General features: G+C 63.5%; 12 protein-coding genes and 1 tRNA gene. 8 read left to right on the forward strand and 5 right to left on the reverse strand.

Annotation, left to right across the window (positions count from 1 at the left end):
- Positions 1 to 4 precede the first annotated feature (4 nt).
- Both ASE85_RS10320 and ASE85_RS10325 read right to left on the reverse strand, forming a co-directional pair.
- Entirely contained in the window at positions 5 to 1390 is a 1386-nt protein-coding gene (locus tag ASE85_RS10320) for a peptidylprolyl isomerase (RefSeq protein WP_056687481.1), read from the reverse strand.
- 86 nt (positions 1391 to 1476) lie between these two features.
- The gene (locus tag ASE85_RS10325) at positions 1477 to 3741 is read right to left on the reverse strand and encodes an LPS assembly protein LptD (RefSeq protein WP_156358276.1); all 2265 of its coding nucleotides are present in this window, start codon (positions 3739 to 3741) and stop codon (positions 1477 to 1479) included.
- Positions 3742 to 3914: 173 nt separating this feature from the next.
- Here ASE85_RS10325 and ASE85_RS10330 point away from each other — a divergent pair, with 173 nt between their 5' ends.
- Complete coding sequence (locus ASE85_RS10330; protein WP_056687487.1) at positions 3915 to 5360, forward strand: leucyl aminopeptidase; 1446 nt, start codon at positions 3915 to 3917, stop codon at positions 5358 to 5360.
- 9 nt (positions 5361 to 5369) lie between these two features.
- The gene (locus tag ASE85_RS10335; RefSeq protein WP_056687489.1) at positions 5370 to 5807 is read left to right on the forward strand and encodes a DNA polymerase III subunit chi; all 438 of its coding nucleotides are present in this window, start codon (positions 5370 to 5372) and stop codon (positions 5805 to 5807) included.
- Positions 5808 to 5933: 126 nt separating this feature from the next.
- Here ASE85_RS10335 and ASE85_RS10340 read toward each other — a convergent pair whose 3' ends face one another.
- Positions 5934 to 7382: an efflux transporter outer membrane subunit gene (locus tag ASE85_RS10340; protein ID WP_056687491.1), complete on the reverse strand. Its 1449-nt coding sequence runs from the start codon at positions 7380 to 7382 to the stop codon at positions 5934 to 5936.
- A gap of 142 nt (positions 7383 to 7524) precedes the next feature.
- Here ASE85_RS10340 and ASE85_RS10345 point away from each other — a divergent pair, with 142 nt between their 5' ends.
- From ASE85_RS10345 to ASE85_RS10355, 3 genes are all read left to right on the forward strand, one after another.
- Positions 7525 to 8088: a TetR/AcrR family transcriptional regulator gene (locus ASE85_RS10345; protein WP_235523476.1), complete on the forward strand. Its 564-nt coding sequence runs from the start codon at positions 7525 to 7527 to the stop codon at positions 8086 to 8088.
- 113 nt (positions 8089 to 8201) lie between these two features.
- Positions 8202 to 9251 carry an efflux RND transporter periplasmic adaptor subunit gene (locus tag ASE85_RS10350; protein ID WP_056687493.1) on the forward strand — a complete coding sequence of 350 codons (1050 nt, stop codon included), beginning with the start codon at positions 8202 to 8204 and terminating at the stop codon, positions 9249 to 9251.
- Positions 9248 to 12400: an efflux RND transporter permease subunit gene (locus tag ASE85_RS10355; RefSeq protein WP_056687496.1), complete on the forward strand. Its 3153-nt coding sequence runs from the start codon at positions 9248 to 9250 to the stop codon at positions 12398 to 12400. Before ASE85_RS10350 ends, ASE85_RS10355 begins: the two co-directional genes overlap by 4 nt.
- Positions 12401 to 12448: 48 nt before the next feature.
- Here the strand turns inward: ASE85_RS10355 and ASE85_RS23510 are convergent, their stop codons facing one another.
- The gene (locus ASE85_RS23510) at positions 12449 to 13411 is read right to left on the reverse strand and encodes a tyrosine-type recombinase/integrase (RefSeq protein ID WP_268795129.1); all 963 of its coding nucleotides are present in this window, start codon (positions 13409 to 13411) and stop codon (positions 12449 to 12451) included.
- Positions 13412 to 13655: 244 nt separating this feature from the next.
- Positions 13656 to 13729, reverse strand: a tRNA-Cys gene (locus ASE85_RS10365).
- Positions 13730 to 13946: 217 nt separating this feature from the next.
- Between ASE85_RS10365 and ASE85_RS10370 the strand changes: the two genes are divergently transcribed.
- From ASE85_RS10370 to ASE85_RS10380, 3 genes are all read left to right on the forward strand, one after another.
- Complete coding sequence (locus tag ASE85_RS10370; RefSeq protein ID WP_056687499.1) at positions 13947 to 14585, forward strand: protein-L-isoaspartate O-methyltransferase family protein; 639 nt, start codon at positions 13947 to 13949, stop codon at positions 14583 to 14585.
- A gap of 20 nt (positions 14586 to 14605) precedes the next feature.
- Positions 14606 to 16096: a TolC family outer membrane protein gene (locus ASE85_RS10375; RefSeq protein ID WP_056687502.1), complete on the forward strand. Its 1491-nt coding sequence runs from the start codon at positions 14606 to 14608 to the stop codon at positions 16094 to 16096.
- Between the two features lie 70 nt (positions 16097 to 16166).
- Positions 16167 to 16649 (forward strand): DUF2497 domain-containing protein, encoded by a 483-nt coding sequence (locus ASE85_RS10380; protein ID WP_056687504.1) that lies wholly within the window; start codon positions 16167 to 16169, stop codon positions 16647 to 16649.
- The last annotated feature ends 17 nt before the right edge of the window (positions 16650 to 16666 follow it).

Genomic DNA, 16666 nt, shown 5'->3' on the forward strand with positions numbered 1-16666 from the left:
GGCGTCAGTTATATTCGATCACCGCATCGCGACGCAGGTCGCGCAGATAGATGCGCGCGCGCTTGTTGACCCGTTCCTCTTCGAGCTGGGCCATGATCTGTTCGGCATTGGGGGCATTGGCCGACGCCGGTTCGTCGCGGCCGCAGACCACAAGCACACGCACGCCGTCGGTGATCGAGCCGAAAGGCGGGGTCGCTTCACCCACTTGCAGGTTGGCAAGGATATCCTGCAACTGCGGCGGCAGGTCGCGCACCTTCACATTGTCATTGTCGACAACATCTGCGCCGATCTTCTTGCCGACATCATTGGCCTGGCCACAACCCTTGATCTCCTTGATCGCGGCGGCGAAGGCGGCGGCCTTGGCGCTGGCCTGATCCTTGGTCGTGCCCTGCGGGAAGAGGACCGACAACTGCTTCAGGCTGAGCAGCGAATCGCGCGGATCGGCGGTCAGCACCTTGCGCTTGTCCATGAGATAAAGCAGCGACACGCCGCCGGCGACCGGGATTGGTCCGGCAATCTGGCCGACCTGCATCTCCGCTGCCGCCTGGGCCAGTTCATTGGGCAACTGCGCCGAACGGACCCAGCCAAGATCGCCACCGACCGCCGCCGTGGAGGCTTCGGAGAATTGGCGGGCATAGGCCTGGAAGCTGCCGCCCTGCTGGATCTGCTGAATGATGTTGCGCGCGTTGGCGACGATCTGCTCCTGATTTTCGGGCGTTGCCGACAGGTAGATTTCGCCTACGCGATATTCGTCGCTGCCCTTGGATGCGTTCAGCCGGTCGACCACCGACTTCACTTCATCTTCCGACACGTTGACGAAGGGCTGGATATTGCGCCGCTGGAGCCGGCTCCAGGCCAGTTCGCCCTCGATCTGGCGCTTGATGCTGGCGGCAGAGCTGCCCTTTTCGCGCAGATAGGCGTCGAATTGCGTGGGCGACTGGCGGAAATTGGCGGCCACGCGCTCATAGCTTTGCTGGATTTCGGCCGGGTCGATCTTGATATCGTTGGCGGCGGCTTCCTGAATCTGGAGCGTTTCGTCGATGAGGTTGCGCAGCACCTGCACGCGCAGCCGTTCCTTTTCTTCCGCTTCCACCTTGCCGCCATTGGCGGTGATGATGAGGGCGAGGCGCTGGTCGATGTCAGTGCCGGTGATGATCCGGTTGTTGACGATGGCCGTCGCCTTGCGGACGTTCGGGTCGCTCTTGCCAAAGACTGTGACGTCCTTGGGCAGGTTGAGCTGCTGGCTCGCGACATTGCCGTCATCATCGACCGTCTGGGCGAGAACCGGCTGAATACCGGCGCTGAGCAGCGCGGAGGACAGGAGCAGGGTGCGAAGGCCCGAGCGAACGCCATGGTACAGGCTGTTGGGCGAGGAAACGACAGGCAGCATCGTCGGCAATAATCTCCAATACGAACCCGCACCTGATGCGCTGGTCCGCCTTAACCGGCCCTGACGGGGATGCAGGAGCCTGTTCCTTATATACCAATATTGCGGAAAGCTAGCCGTAGCTGGAAGCCATTGCCCTTTCGCGCGTCGCCATTGGTCTGATAACTGCGGACCCAGGTGAAGCCCAGGGTCAGGCAATCATCCTCATAGGCGAAGCCCAGACGATGGCGAACAGGCTCGAACCCGTCGGCTTCGCTGATTGGATCTTCCTTGGTATCGGTCAGGTCGATGACGGTCGAACCGAAGACGGACCAGAAGCGCGCGAACTGGGCGCGGGCGCCGAGGCGGATTTCCTCGCGGTCCTGCAAATCCTCCAGCCCCGAACTGGCATTGCGGTTGAGCCGCAGATAGCCCGCCATGACATAGGTGTTCTTGCTGCCGATCGTCGTGTCGATCTCGTTCCGGCGGACCGACAGACTGTTCTTGTCCAGCCGGAAGCGGTGAGTGAGGGCGATGAAATCCTTGTAGCGTACGGTGGTGCGGCCGACGACGTCGGACGAGCGGTCGGACAGGCCGGTGCCGTCGGGCAGGATGCTTTCGCGGCTGTCGAGGCGATAGCTTTGACCGACGATGCTCTGGAGCGAGAAATTGGGCAGGTCGAGGCTATATTCGAGGCCATAGGTGATGCGCGAACTATCCTCGAACCGGTCATAGCCCGCGAAACGGTTGAGCGCGAAGAGGTTGCTGTCCTCCAGATCGACGGCGCGGGCGTCCTCATTCGGAAGGGAGAGGTTGGCGATCTTGGGCGAGGCGACGATCTGGACCCGCGGGGCGATGCGCTGCACGCCGCCGAACGCTTCACCGACGAAGGGCCAGCGCATGTCGACGGCCGCCGCCGCGATGCCGCGCGACTGCCAGCCCGGATCGCCGGCATAGCTGACCACGGAGGTCAGGGCGTTGTCGCTGCTGTGATAGACGTCGCCGCGCAGATAGCCGGTGAAGGTCACTTCCTGACCCATGCCCGTCAGTTTCCGCAGATTCCACTCGGCGGCCGCGAAGGCGCGCTGTGTATCCTGCCCGTGGGTGCGGGTGATGGCGAGCGTGTTCGCCTGCAATTGCAGCACGCCGCCCAGCCATGGGTCGGTGAACCGGCGGCGATAGTCGATGACGGGTAGCGCGATCGGCGTCTGGCCCTGCGAATCGCCCTGACGCAGGGTCTGGACGGCCCAGCCGCGAATTGAAAAATAGCTGTCGTCATCGATCCGCTGCGCGCCGATGGTCGAGCGCAGCCGGTCTTCGCGACTGATGTCGTAGCGGCGCAGGAAGGTGCGGTCGGTGGTAACGCGGATCGAGCCGTCGAGGCTCCATTCGGGTGACAACTGCATTTTGCCGCTGGCATCGAGATAGCCGCGAATGTCTTTTTCGGTGTTCGCCGACACCGCTTCGCTGCCGATGCCCACGCGCCGGCCGTAGGTTGCATAGCCGGTGATCGTATAGGCGCCCCGGTCGTAAAGGTGCCGGTAATTGGCCTCCAGCATCGGCAGGACGCCGGTGTAGACATGCGGAGTGATGGTGACGTCGCGGTTGGGCGCCAGCTTGAAATAATAGGGAAGGTCCGCTTCGAACCCGTTGTTGCGGTCGTAGCGCAGATTGGGAACCAGCAGGCCGCTGCTGCCGCCATCGCCGACCGGGTGGGACAGGCCGGGCAGCGGGATCAGCGGCAGGCCGAACAGTTCGATATTGGCGTTGGTATAGGTGACGCGCTCGCGCGTCGGATCATAGACGACCTTGATCGCGTTGATCTGCCAAGTCGGTTCCTTGGGGCAGCCGTCGCTATCCTCCACCGCGCAGCCGGTATAGGTGGCGCGATTGAGCGTGTAGACGCCATTGACCCGCGTGCCCTTGACCGAGGCGAGGCGTCCGCCGGACTGGAGCACCAGCAGCATATTGTCGACCGCCCCGTCCTTGAGCGTATCGGTGACGTCGAAGCGATCGCCATAGGCGACATTGCCGTCCGCATCGATGATCGACACATTGCCCTGCGCCTCGACCTTGCCGCTGTTGCGGTCCCACACGATCTTGTCCGCGCGCAGGCGGTTGCCCTCTCGCAGCAACTGGACATTGCCGTTGGCGGTCACGACCTCGTTATTGCTGTCATATTGCAGCGCGTCGGCGGCGAAACCGATCTGATCGTCATTTTCCGGCATCGGCGCGTCGGGCGCGCTGATCGGGGCGGCAGGCTCGTTCAATTGCTGCGCCAGCGCATGGGGCGCGGCGACAAGCGCGGCGCTGCCCAGCAAGGCGGCGCGGAAGGAGAGGGATAACAGGGCGTTTTGCAAGCGGTGGTGCCTCATAGACAGGCGCGTCTGGCTGTCCCGCCTATCGCACACAAGCCGTGTCGGCAATCGCTCGTCGTGCATCAGTCATGGGAAAATCGGTCGAACGGCTTTGCCAGACGGAGAAAGCCGCACTATCTGGCAGACAAGAGCGCGGTTCGCGCCGCACAGACAAGAGGAAAAGCGCCCCGATGGATATCCAGTTCAGCCCGACCCGCCCCGATGCCGACACGCTGGCCTTCGTGGTGCCCAAGGGTGGATTCGACGCCCTTCCGCTGGCCGCCGCGCCGGTGCTGGCGGCCGGTGCCGCCGCGTCGCGCTTCACGGGCGAGACGGGCACGAGCTTCGAAAGCTTCATCGAGGAAGGCGGCAAGACGCTGCGCGTGCTGTTGCTGGGTGTGGGTTCGGGCAGCGAGACGGATTATGAAAAGGCCGGGGCAGCACTGACCGCCAAGCTGAACAATAGCGGCGCGACGCATGTTGCCGTGGAATTTTTCGGTGGAGCGAGCGCCGAGCAGGCCGCGCATCTGGCGCTGGGCGTGCAGTTGCGCGGCTGGCGGATCGACACATATCGCACGCGCCAGCCCGAAAAGGCCAAGCCGACGCTGAAGACGGTGACTCTGGTCGCGGCCGGCGCGGCAGCGGCCTGGGAGACGCTGGCGGCGGTCGCGGCGGGTGTGGCCTTCACCCGTGAACTGGTGTCGGAGCCGGCGAATATCCTCTATCCCGAAAGCTTCGTGGAGCGTTGCCAGCATCTGAGCGACCTCGGCATCAAGATCACCGTGCTGGACAAGGCGGCGATGGAAGAACTGGGCATGGGATCGCTGCTGGGCGTGGCGCAGGGTTCGGTGCGGGAAGCGCGTCTGCTGGCGATGGAATGGGACGGCACCGGCGGTACGTCGGACAAGCCGGTCGTCTTCGTCGGCAAGGGCGTGACGTTCGACACGGGTGGCATTTCCATCAAGCCGGCCGCCGGCATGGAAGATATGAAGTGGGACATGGGCGGCGCGGGCGCGGTCGCCGGCGCAATGAAGGCGCTGGCCGGGCGCAAGGCGAAGGCGCATGTCGTCGGCATCTGTGGCCTCGTTGAAAACATGCCCGACGGCAATGCCCAGCGCCCCGGTGACATCGTGACGTCCCTGTCGGGCCAGACGATCGAGGTGCTCAATACCGACGCCGAAGGGCGTCTGGTGTTGTGCGATGCGCTGACCTGGGCGCAGCGCACCTACAATCCGGACGTTATCATCGACCTTGCCACGCTGACGGGCGCGATCATCGTGTCGCTGGGCACCGAATATGCGGGCATCTTCTCCAACGACGACGGGCTGGCGAACGACCTGATCGCAGCGGGGCAGGCGGCGGGCGATCCGCTGTGGCGTTTCCCGCTGTCGCCCGCCTATGACAAGTTGATCGACAGCCCGATCGCCGACATGAAGAATATCGGTCCGCGCTATGGCGGGTCGATCACGGCGGCGCAGTTCCTCAAGCGCTTCATCGACGATGGCGTGAAGTGGGCGCATCTCGACATTGCCGGCATGGTGTGGGCAGACAAGCCCGGCGCGACCTGGGACAAGGGCGCGACCGGCTATGGTGTGCGCCTGATCGACCGGTTCGTGGCTGAGAAGTTCGAGGGCTGATCGCACTCCATGCAGGTCGATTTCTACCAGTTGAGCCGCGATCCCGTGGACCAGGTGCTCCCCGCGATTGCGGCGCGCATCCTGGATCTGGGCGCGCGGTTGCTGGTGGTGGCGCAGGATAGCGACCGGCTGGAGCGGATATCGCAGGGCTTGTGGGCCGGGGCGCCTGAGAGCTTTCTGGCGCATGGCCGGGCAGGCGAGGGCGGGGAGGCGCAGCAGCCGATCCTGCTGGCCACGACCTGCGACGCGGCCAATGGTGCGCGGCATATCGCGCTGGCCGACGGGGTCTGGCGCGACGAGGCGCTGGGGTTCGAGCGGGCTTTCTATTTCTTCGATGCCGACACGATCGACGGGGCGCGGGCGAGTTGGCGCGTGCTGAGCAAGGCGGACGATGTCGAGCCGCGTTTCTGGCGACAGGAAGGTCGCAAATGGGTGCAGGGGCCTTGAGCGGTTGAAAATGGATCGGCTGGTTCCGAACAGAGCCGGTCCCTCGCCGAAAATTGGTTGGTTAAGATCCGTACGAAACCTGACCATATTTCGTTTTCTCTTACCGCCGACTCCTGCCAGCGACAATTACGAGATGTTTTTCGGGTCCCAACCGCCGCCGAGCGCCCGGAACGATGCTATCGACCCTCGTGTTGCCGCAGCCCGCGCCTGGATTGCGCCATCGCGGGTTTCGAGAAGGCGCCGATCGGCATCAAGCACCTCGATCAGGCTCGCCATCCCGCCTTTGTAGGCCGCCATGGCCGAGACTCGGGCGCGCGACAAAGAGCCCTCTCCCTGGACGAGAGCCGCCGCGCGCGCCTCTTGCTGGACCAAGGTCGAGAAGGCGTCCTCGACGTCCTGCGCGGCGCGCAGCACCGTCAACCGATAGGCAGCCAGCGCCTCCGCATTTTGCCCCTCGGCCGCCTTGATCTCGGCGTCCACGCGCCCGAAGTCGAACAGACGCCAGCGCAGGCCCAATAGGCCACTGGCCTGCGTCGCATTGCCGGTGAAGAGGCCCCCTGTGGCGGTGGAAGCCGTTCCAAGCAGGCCACTCAGCGAGAATTTGGGATAATATTCCGATACCGCTGCCCCGATGCGCGCGTTGGATGCGGCGAGCATCCGCTCGGCCGCGATGATGTCGGGCCGGCGTCGCAGCAGCGCAGCCGGCCCGCCCGCCGCCGATACCGCGGGGGCATGCGGGATCGGAGCAAGGGCCGCCAATTCGGTGCGGGTCGTGCCCGGTTGAACGCCGATCAGCACATCGAGTGCGTTCATCGCCATGTCGAGTTCGTTCTGCAATGCCGGGACGGAGGCGCGGACCCGGGCCAGCGCGCCTTCCGCCTGCCTCCACTGCAATTCGGCAGCAACGCCCTTGCGATACTGGAGCGCCACGAGATCGACCAGATGCTGCTGGACGTCGAGTTGCGCACGCGCGACATCAAGGCGCGCTTGCAGCATGCGGATGGCTACATAGGTGTCGGCAATTTGCGCCGCGACGGTGAGGCGAGAGGCGACCGCACCGGCCTGCGAGGCTTGCCAGTCGGCCCGCGCTGCGTCGCGGGCGGCGTCCCGGCCGCCGAACAGATCGATTTCCCAACTGCCCCCAAGGTTCAGTTCATAGGTTTCCGTAGAGCGCTCGAACGGCGGGAAAGCACTGCCGATCCGCCCGATCGGCGTTTCCCGAGATTGATAGACTTCACCCGCCTGGCCGCTGATTTGGCCGGAAGGCAATAGCGCGGCATGAGCGCCCCTGAGCGCGGCGCGCGCCTGCACGACACGCGCGCTTGCCTGTTGCAGGTCGAGATTCTGCGCGAGTCCCCGTTCGACAAGACTGGTGAGAAGCGGATCATCGAATGCCTGCCACCAGGATATCAAATCTGCGGTCTCTGCGCCCGGCGCGCGCGCCTCGACCGCCGGTCCGCCTTGAAAGGCTGCGGGCTGCGTCGAAACCAGTGGCACATAGCGCGGCCCGACTGCGCAACCGGCGAGAAGGATGGAGCCGACGAGGGCTGTAAGGATCGAATTCACGGAACGCATTGCTTCCCCGGTACGCAAATAGGCAAGACGTGACCGATATATATTATGGTCACTCGTTGTCAATTAGTTTCCGTGTCATTATGCTTGGATGATGAGCAGCAGCACCCCAGACACCCCCAGCCGCGGCCCCGCGGAACATGCCGTGCGCGATCAGATCATTGCGGCGGCCCATGAATGTTTTGCCCGCTACGGCTATGCGAAGACGACCGTCGCCGACCTCGCCAAGGAGATCGGCTTTTCCAAAGCCTATATCTACCGCTTCTTCGAATCGAAGCAGGCGATCGGGGAAGAAATTTGCGGCTCGCGCCTGACGCAGATCGTTGCCGAGACTCGCGCCGCAATCGAGCAAGGCCATACTGCTACGGATCGTCTGCGACGCATGTTCAAAAGCCTTACGACACGGAGTGTCGACCTCTTTTTTCATGATCGCAAGATTTATGACATCACCGCCCATTCGGCTGCCGAGCGATGGGGATCGTCGGAGGCCTACAAGGAAACGCTCAAGGATATCCTGGCGGAGATCATCAAGAGCGGTCGGGAAAGCGGCGAGTTCGAGCGCAAGACGCCGCTCGACGAAAGCTGCCGCGCCATCCTCTACGCCATGACGCCGTTCATCGACCCGCTTCACCTGGAGCGCAACCTCGATCTCCTTCCGGAGGCGCCGCAGGAAGTGACGAGCCTCATCCTGCGCAGCCTTGCACCATGAGCCATCGACCAGTGACTCATTGACATATTGGTTATAAGGAAACAAATGATCCTCCAAGTCTGGAGGATCAACCCTTGTCGAGTCGGATCATCACAGCGGGATTGCCCGCACTCATGCTCTTGCTTCCCCTGGCCGCGTGCCAGAAGGCGGAGAGCGACCCGCGTACCGAGCCGCCGCTGGTGCGCGTCATGACGCCCACGGCGCAGGGTGCCGCCAATCGTGCATTCACCGGTATCGTCGCCGCCCGTGTGCAAAGTGATCTCGGCTTCAGGATCGGCGGAAAGGTGATCGAACGGCTCGTCGATGCCGGGCAGGTCGTCCGTCGCGGGCAACCGCTGATGCGGATCGATCAGGCCGATCTGGCGCTGGCCACGCGGGCGTCGCAGGAAACGGTTCAGGCGGCCCGCGCGCGCGCGGTGCAGACCGCCGCCGATGAACGGCGCCTGCGCGATCTTGTAGCCGCAGGCGCCGTCTCCGCGTCAACATATGACCAGGCAAAGGCGGCGGCAGATTCAGCCCGCGCGCAACTCTCTGCGGCAGAAGCGCAGGCGAGGGTTTCCCGCAACGAAGCCGGCTACAGCCTTCTTCTCGCCGATGCGGACGGCACCGTTGTCGACACCCTGGCGGAACCCGGACAGGTTGTCGCCCCCGGCCAGATCGTTGTGCGTCTCGCACGGTCGGGTCCGCGCGAGGCGCTGGTGCAGTTGCCCGAGACGATCCGCCCGGCGGTGGGTTCGATCGCGCGCGCCAGCACCTATGGCGGTGAGACCGGACCAGCGCGCCTGCGTCAGTTGTCCGACGCCGCCGATCCCGCGACGCGCACATTCGAAGCCCGCTATGTGCTTGAGGGCGCGCCGGCTGGTTCGCCTCTCGGCTCCACGGTCACCGTTTCGCTGACACAGCCGGGAGAAGCGGCGTCGACTGTCGTGCCGCTCGGCGCCATCCGGGATGAAGGCAATGGCCCCGGTGTGTGGGTGATCAGTTCAGGCTCTCCTGCAAAGATTGCGTGGCGGGCCATTCGCATTTCTGCCGTCGGCGAAGAGACAGCGACTGTCACGTCAGGCCTCAAAGCGGGCGAGCGCTTTGTGGCGATGGGCGCCCATATGTTGCATGAGGGCCAGACCGTTCGCATCGCGCGGCCTGTTGCAGGAGCTACGCGATGAACGAGCATGTCCCTGAAGCATCCCCGCCCGAAAAGAAGAGCTTCAACCTTTCCGCTCTCGCTGTACGTGAGCGATCGGTCACGCTCTTCTTCCTGATCGCGATCGTGGGTGCAGGCATCTTCTCCTTCCTCAGCCTTGGCCGCGCCGAAGATCCCAGCTTCACGATCAAGGTCATGACCGTGGTCACCGCTTGGCCTGGCGCGACTGCAAAGGAGATGCAGGACCAGGTTGCCGAACCGCTCGAAAAGCGGTTGCAGGAACTGCGCTGGTATGACCGCAGCGAAACCTTCACGCGACCCGGCCTTGCCTTCACCACCTTGACCTTGCGCGATAAAACGCCGCCTCGGGAAGTCCCGGAGCAATTCTATCAGGCGCGCAAGAAGCTGGGCGACGAGGCGGCCAGGCTGCCGCAAGGCGTGGCAGGGCCATTCATCAATGATGAATATGGCGATGTCACCTTCGCGCTCTATGCGCTCAAGGCGAGGGGAGAACCGCAGCGGTTGCTCGCCCGCGAGGCAGAGAGCCTGCGGCAGCGCCTGCTCCATGTCCCCGGCGTCAACAAGATCAACATCGTCGGCGAACGCCCCCAGCGCATCTACGTCGAATTCGCGCAGGAGCGCCTCGCAACGCTGGGCGTGGCACCGCGCGATATCTTCACGGCACTCGCCAGCCAGAACCTGATCACGCCGGCGGGCGCGATCGAAACCAAGGGGCAGCAGACCGTGGTGCGCCTTGATGGTGCCTTCGACGACCTGTCGAAAATCCGCGATGTCCCGATCGTCGCCAACGGCCGCACCCTGCGTCTCTCCGACATCGCCGATGTCGCACGCGGCTATGAAGATCCTGCGACCTTCCTGGTCCGCAGCGAGGGTGAGCCTGCCATATTGCTGGCCGTCATCATGCGCGAAGGGTGGAACGGGCTTGATCTTGGCAAATCGCTCAAAGCCGAGGTAGGAAAAATTTCGACCGAGTTGCCGGTGGGCATGAGCCTGACGCCTGTCACCGACCAGTCAGTGAACATCAGCGAAGCCGTCGACCAGTTCATGCACACCTTCCTCGAAGCGCTCGCGATCGTGATGATCGTCAGCCTTATCAGCCTGGGCTGGCGGGTCGGCATCGTCGTGGCTGCCGCCGTACCGCTCACCCTTGCCGTGGTCCTGCTGATCATGTGGGCGACGGGGCGCGTACTCGATCGCATCACGCTGGGCGCGCTCATCCTCGCGCTTGGGCTTCTGGTCGACGACGCAATCATCGCCATCGAGATGATGGTGGTGAAGATGGAGGAAGGTTACGACCGCATCAAGGCGTCGGCCTATGCCTGGAGCCATACGGCCGCGCCCATGCTGGCGGGCACGCTGCTGACGGTGATCGGCCTGATGCCGGTCGGCTTCGCCCAGTCGACCGCCGGTGAATATGCCGGCAACATCTTCTGGGTCGTCGGTTTCGCCCTTATCGCCTCCTGGTTCGTCGCGGTCATCTTCACCCCCTATATGGGCGTCAAGCTGCTGCCCCACATCAAGCCGGTCGAAGGAGGGCATGAGGCGATCTACCAGACCGCGCGCTACCAGAAGGTACGCAGGCTCATCGGGTGGGCCGTGCGCCGCAAGAAGCGGGTGGCGCTGGCTACGCTCGTCGCATTCCTCGTCGCTGGCGCCGGCATGCCGCTGGTCAAGAAGCAGTTCTTCCCCACCTCTGACCGGTCCGAACTATTGGTCGAAATTCAGATGCCCAAAGGCACGGCGCTCGCGAATACCGGTACGTCAGCCAGAGAGGTGGAGGACTGGCTTCGCAAGCAGCCTGAATCAAAGGTCGTCACCTCCTATATCGGACAGGGGCCTCCGCGCTTCTACATGCCCATTTCGCCGGAATTGCCCGACCCTTCCTTCGCCAAGATCGTCGTGCGCACCGACAGCCAGGACGATCGCGAGATCCTAAAACTGCGTTTGCGGCGGGTCGTAGCGGACGGACTCGCGCCGGCGGCGCGCGTGCGGGCCACGCAACTGGTCTTCGGACCGCCATCACCCTTCCCCGTCGCATTTCGCGTGAACGGTCCCGACCTCGCCACCGTTCGCACGATTGCCGGCAAGGTGCAGGACGTCTTGCAGGCCGATCCCATGATGCGCATGGTCAACAGCGACTGGGGCGAACGCGCGCCGGCCCTCCACTTCGTCCTTGATCAGGATCGCCTGCGCGCCATCGGTCTCACCTCCAGCGATGTGGCCCAGCAGCTTCAGTTCCTGCTGACCGGCGTCACCGTCAGCCAGGCTCGCGAGGACATTCGCACCGTCGATGTCGTCGTGCGCTCCGCAGGAACAGACCGCCTCGATCCGGCGCGGATCGGCGATTATACGCTCACCGGTGCGGGCGGGCAGCGCATCCCTGTCAGCCAGATCGGCCGCATGGAGGTACGCATGGAGGACCCGATCCTCCAGCGCCGCGACCGGACACCCACGATCACAGTGCGCGGCGACATCGCCGACGATCTTCAGCCGCCCGACGTGTCGACCGCGATGATGAAGAAGTTGCAACCGATCATCGATGATCTGCCGATTGGCTATCATATCGATATGGCGGGCTCGATCGAGGAAGCCGGCAAAGCCAACGCCGCGCTCGCTCCGATCTTCCCGATCATGATCGTCCTGATGATGATCGTCATCATCCTTCAGGTGCGCAGCCTGTCGGCGATGTGGATCGTCCTGCTGACCGCGCCGCTGGGTGTCATCGGAGTCGTTCCGACGCTGCTGTTGACGGGACAACCGTTCGGCTTCAACGCGATTCTCGGGCTGATCTCGCTTGCTGGCATCCTGATGCGTAACACGCTCATCCTGATGGGGCAGATCCATGACAATGAGCGCGCCGGACTCTCTCCGTTCGACGCGGTGGTCGAGGCGACGGTGCAGCGCTCGCGGCCGGTCATCCTGACCGCGCTCGCGGCCGTGCTGGCATTCGTGCCGCTCATCAGTTCCGTCTTCTGGGGGTCGATGGCGATCACGCTCATTGGCGGCACAGTGGGGGGCACGGTCATGACACTCCTGTTCCTGCCCGCGCTCTACGCGCTCTGGTATCGCATCACCCCGCCCATGGATGGTGATCGATCGGCGGAGACGTCGAATGTGCATGGCGCGGGGGCAAAAGACCTTCCGGCATGAGCAGCATCCTGACGGCAAAGGCCGACATCCTTAGGAGAGCCAGGATGGCTATTGGCGAACTGCCGACAAGAGCTTGGTCCGGGACGCTGCGCTATCTCGAAATGCTCGATCATCTTTGGAATAGCCCATGCGCCGCAATGCCGCGTTGATGGTGTTTTCGCTGATCGGCCTTGCTCGGGTGCGGATCGAAGGGAACACATAGCGACGGGAGCCGGATAAGGATCGCATGGCTTGCAGTATCGCGAGAGCATGTCGAGACAGAGGCACCGAATGGGGCTGGCGCATTTTCATCTTTGTCACCGGGATCGTCCAGGCAGCTTTGTCGAAATTGACCTCAGCCCATTCCATTTGCCGCAGTTCGCCCGGACGCTGGAAGACATGGGGTGTCAGTTTCAAAGCATATATGACGGCGGGGTCACCCTGATAATCTTCGATAGCGCGCAGGAGGACGCCGAACTCGTTCGGATCGATGACAGCGGCAAAGTGTTTGACCCGCGGTGTGGTCAATGCGCCGATCAGGAGTTGCGCCGGATCACGTTCGGCACGCGCTGTTGCAACTGCAAAGCGGAAAACACGGCTGGCAAAGGCGCGCAGGAGATTGGCGGTTTCCAAGCGGCCACGCCGTTCATGCTTCTGCAGTTCATGAAGAAGTTCCTGAGGCGTGATATCGGTGACAGGTCGCTTTCCGAACTCTGCCCCCATCAGTTTCACAAACCGGCGCATCTTCTCCAGCGTTGGCTCAGCCAACCCCTCACGCGCTTTCTTCTCTATCAATTCCTCGGCTACGCTAGCGAAGCTGTTGCTGGCCCGAATGCTCGCCTCGATGCGGGCTTGTCGTTTGGCTACGTTGGGATTGATCGCATGAGCCCGCTGCCTACGGGCGGCATCCCTGGCAGCGCGCGCCTCTGCCAAAGTAATCTCGGGATACGCCCCGAGTGACAGTTTTCGCTCTACGCCGTCGATCCGGTATTTGATTCGCCACAGCTTGCTGCCTCTTGGATTGACGAGCAGATACTAACCTTGGGAGTCAGTAACCTTGTAAGGCTTATCTGCGGGCTTGGCATTGCGGATAGCGGTATCGGTTAGCGCGATTGGGGGCCTCGATTCTGCCGGGGCCTTTTGAGGCCCCCAAATTAGGCCCCCATCATCCGCAATTGCAGGCAAACAAGGGCATCCACTGACAATCAGAGAATGCCCATAAACTACCGGAAATCAGGAATTTTCAACTGTTGGCAGACGTTGCCAGACAGGATTTTGGAGGCCCGAGCCGGAATCGAACCGGCGTGCAAGGATTTGCAGTCCTCTGCGTCACCACTCCGCCATCGGGCCTCGGCGTGGGACGCCGCAAATGTGCGGCTTTGGATGCAAAGTCAAGCGGCCAGTGCCGCGTGCGTGCCAAGAATCTGTGCCATAGCGTCAAGAATCTTGGGGCATGTCGCGCAAAGCCGCTTGGCGCGGCGCGTCCGCTGATTTAGAGGTCCGATGACATGCTTAGTGTATTGCATTGCCAATACAGTTGTGCCAAGCCCACCGGACGAAGCGAGAAATGATCGTGACCGAGCAGACTTATTCTTCGATGCGGACCGCTATGGTCGAAAGCCAGTTGCGCACCAGCGACGTGGACGACCAGCGCGTGATCGCTGCGATGGCCAGGGTGCCGCGCGAGGAATTCGTTCCCGCGCATCGCCGGGCCATGGCCTATATCGACCGTCCGATCCCGCTGGATGGCGGCCGTGCGCTCAATCCTCCGCTGGTGACCGGCCGATTGCTGACCGAAGCGCAGATCGTGCCGGGCGACAAGGTGCTGCTGATCGGCGCTGCCACCGGCTATGCCGCCGCGCTGCTGGCGGACATGGGTGCGGTGGTGACGGCGGTCGAGGAAGAGGGCGGGCCGGAGATCGCGGTTGCCGGCGTGACCGTCGTGCGCGGCGCGCTGAATGCCGGTGCGGCCGATGGTGCACCTTATGACGTGCTTTTCATCGACGGTGCGGTGGAGGAAGTCCCCGCAACGCTCGTTCAGCAGCTTGCCGAGGACGCCCGCGTAGTGACGGGCGTCGCGGATCGCGGCGTCACGCGCCTGAGCAGCGGCCGGGTGGTTGCCGGGGTTTTGGGCCTGAACAGCCTGGTCGATATTGAAATGGTGGTGTTGCCGGGGTTCGGCGCGCCCAAGGCTTTTGAATTCTGAAAGATGATGGGCGGGGATAGATGACGGCGAAGCGCAAATTTTATCGGCACCATGCCGCGGCTGCTTTGTTGTTGCTGTCCTCCGCCCTCACGGTTTCGGCGCAGGCCGAAACATTGCAGGGCGCGCTGGCGAAGGCCTATACGTCCAACCCGACGCTGACCGGCGCGCGTGCCGGGCAGCGCGCCACGGATGAGAATGTGCCGATCCAGAAGGCGGCCGGGCGTCCCAATGCGGACGTCACCGGCAGCTTCTCCGAAAGCGTGTTGAAGCCGACGATCAGCTTCACCTCGCCGCAGCGGACGGTGAATGCGCAGGCCAATCTGAATGTCCCTATCTATTCCGGCGGCGCGGTGCGCAACGGCGTGAAGGCGGCGAAGGTTCGGGTCGAAGCCGGGCAGGCCAATCTGCGCGGGACGGAAGCCAGCATCTTTTCGCAGGTGGTCGCGGCTTATATGGACGTGATCCGCGACAATGCGGTGCTGTCGCTCAACCAGTCCAACGTGAAGGCGCTGGAAGTCAATCTTCAGGCGACCAACGACCGGTTCGAGGTCGGCGACCTGACCCGCACCGACGTGGCGCAGTCGCAGTCGCGGCTGGCGATCGCGCGGTCCGATCTGCAAACGTCCGAGGCCAATCTGGTGGCGAGCCGGGAAAATTATCTGGCGCTGGTGGGTGAAGCGCCCGACACGCTGGATGCGCCGCCGGCCTTGCCGGGTCTGCCCGCCACGCCGCAGATCGCGGTACAGGTCGCGCTGGACGATAATCCCGACATATTGGCGGCCAAGCAGAACCGGATTGCGGCCGGCTATGATGTGAAGGTGGCGCGGGCAGGACGCCTGCCGACCGTCGCTGGCTTCACCCAGGCGGGCTATACCAATTATCTGCACACGTTGGGCGGCACCGCGCAGGATGCGGAGGGCAATGCCGTAGAGGGGCCGCAGATCAACAAGCAGGCCGTCGCCGGCGTGCAAATCAGCATCCCGCTCTATCAGGGTGGCCGCCCCGCCGCGCAGGTGCGCCAGAATCAGGCGCTGGAATCGCAGGCGATCGAACGCGAGATCGAGGTCGAGCGCGGCGTCATTTCCCAGACCCGCGCCGCCTATGCGAGCTGGCAGGCATCGCTGGAGAGCATCGAATCGAATCAGAAGGCGGTGGAGGCCGCGAACCTGTCGCTGGAAGGCGTACGCGCGGAAAACAGCGTGGGCAGCCGTACCATCCTCGACATTCTGAATGCCGAGCAGGAAGCGCTCAACGCCAAGGTGTTGCTGGTGACGGCGCAGCGCAACGCCTATGTCGCCGGTTTCAGCGTGCTGGCCGCCATGGGTCATGCGGAAGCGGGCGATCTGGGGCTGGATAGCGGCACGCTCTACGACCCGATGGTCAATTACGAACGGGTGAAGGGCAAGTGGCTGGACTGGAGCTTTGACGGCAAGCCGGCGCCGGTTGCGACGCGGACCGTTGACACGCCCGCGCAAAACGCCAATGTCGCATCCGCTACACGGCAGCCTTAACCGCTTGTTAACCCGGCTGGGTAATTTTAACGGTTAAGGATGCGCAATGCGGGTTGGACGGGGACTATCCATGGGTGACATGACCAAGGAACCCTCGATGGAAGAGATACTCTCGTCCATCAAGCGGATCATCGCTGAAGAAGGCGAGGAAGCGGTGCAGGCCGCGCCCCGTCGTATGCGGGCCGAAGCGAAGGCCGCGTCCGCGCCGGTGGAACCCGTTTATATCGAGCCGGTTGTCGAGGAAGTGCTGGAACTGACCGACGAGATCGCGGAGGAGGAAGTCGTGCCCGCTCCCAAAACCACGGCCAAGGCCGCCCAAGTCGCCGAGACGGACGATTCGATCCTTTCGGTGGAAAGCGAAGTCGCCGCTCGCCATTCGCTGTCGGCGCTCTCCTCCATGCTGGTCACGCCCAAGGATGGCGGCGACAATACGCTGGAAGGGCTGGTTCGCGCGATGCTCAAGCCCATGCTGAAGGAATGGCTCGATACGCGCCTGCCTTCGATGGTCGAAGAGATGGTGGCGAAGGAAATCGCGCGCATCACCGGGCGCTGATTCGCGTTCTTGCGGTC

The organism is Sphingobium sp. Leaf26 (assembly GCF_001421665.1).
In the GTDB taxonomy this organism is placed as follows: Bacteria; Pseudomonadota; Alphaproteobacteria; order Sphingomonadales; family Sphingomonadaceae; genus Sphingobium.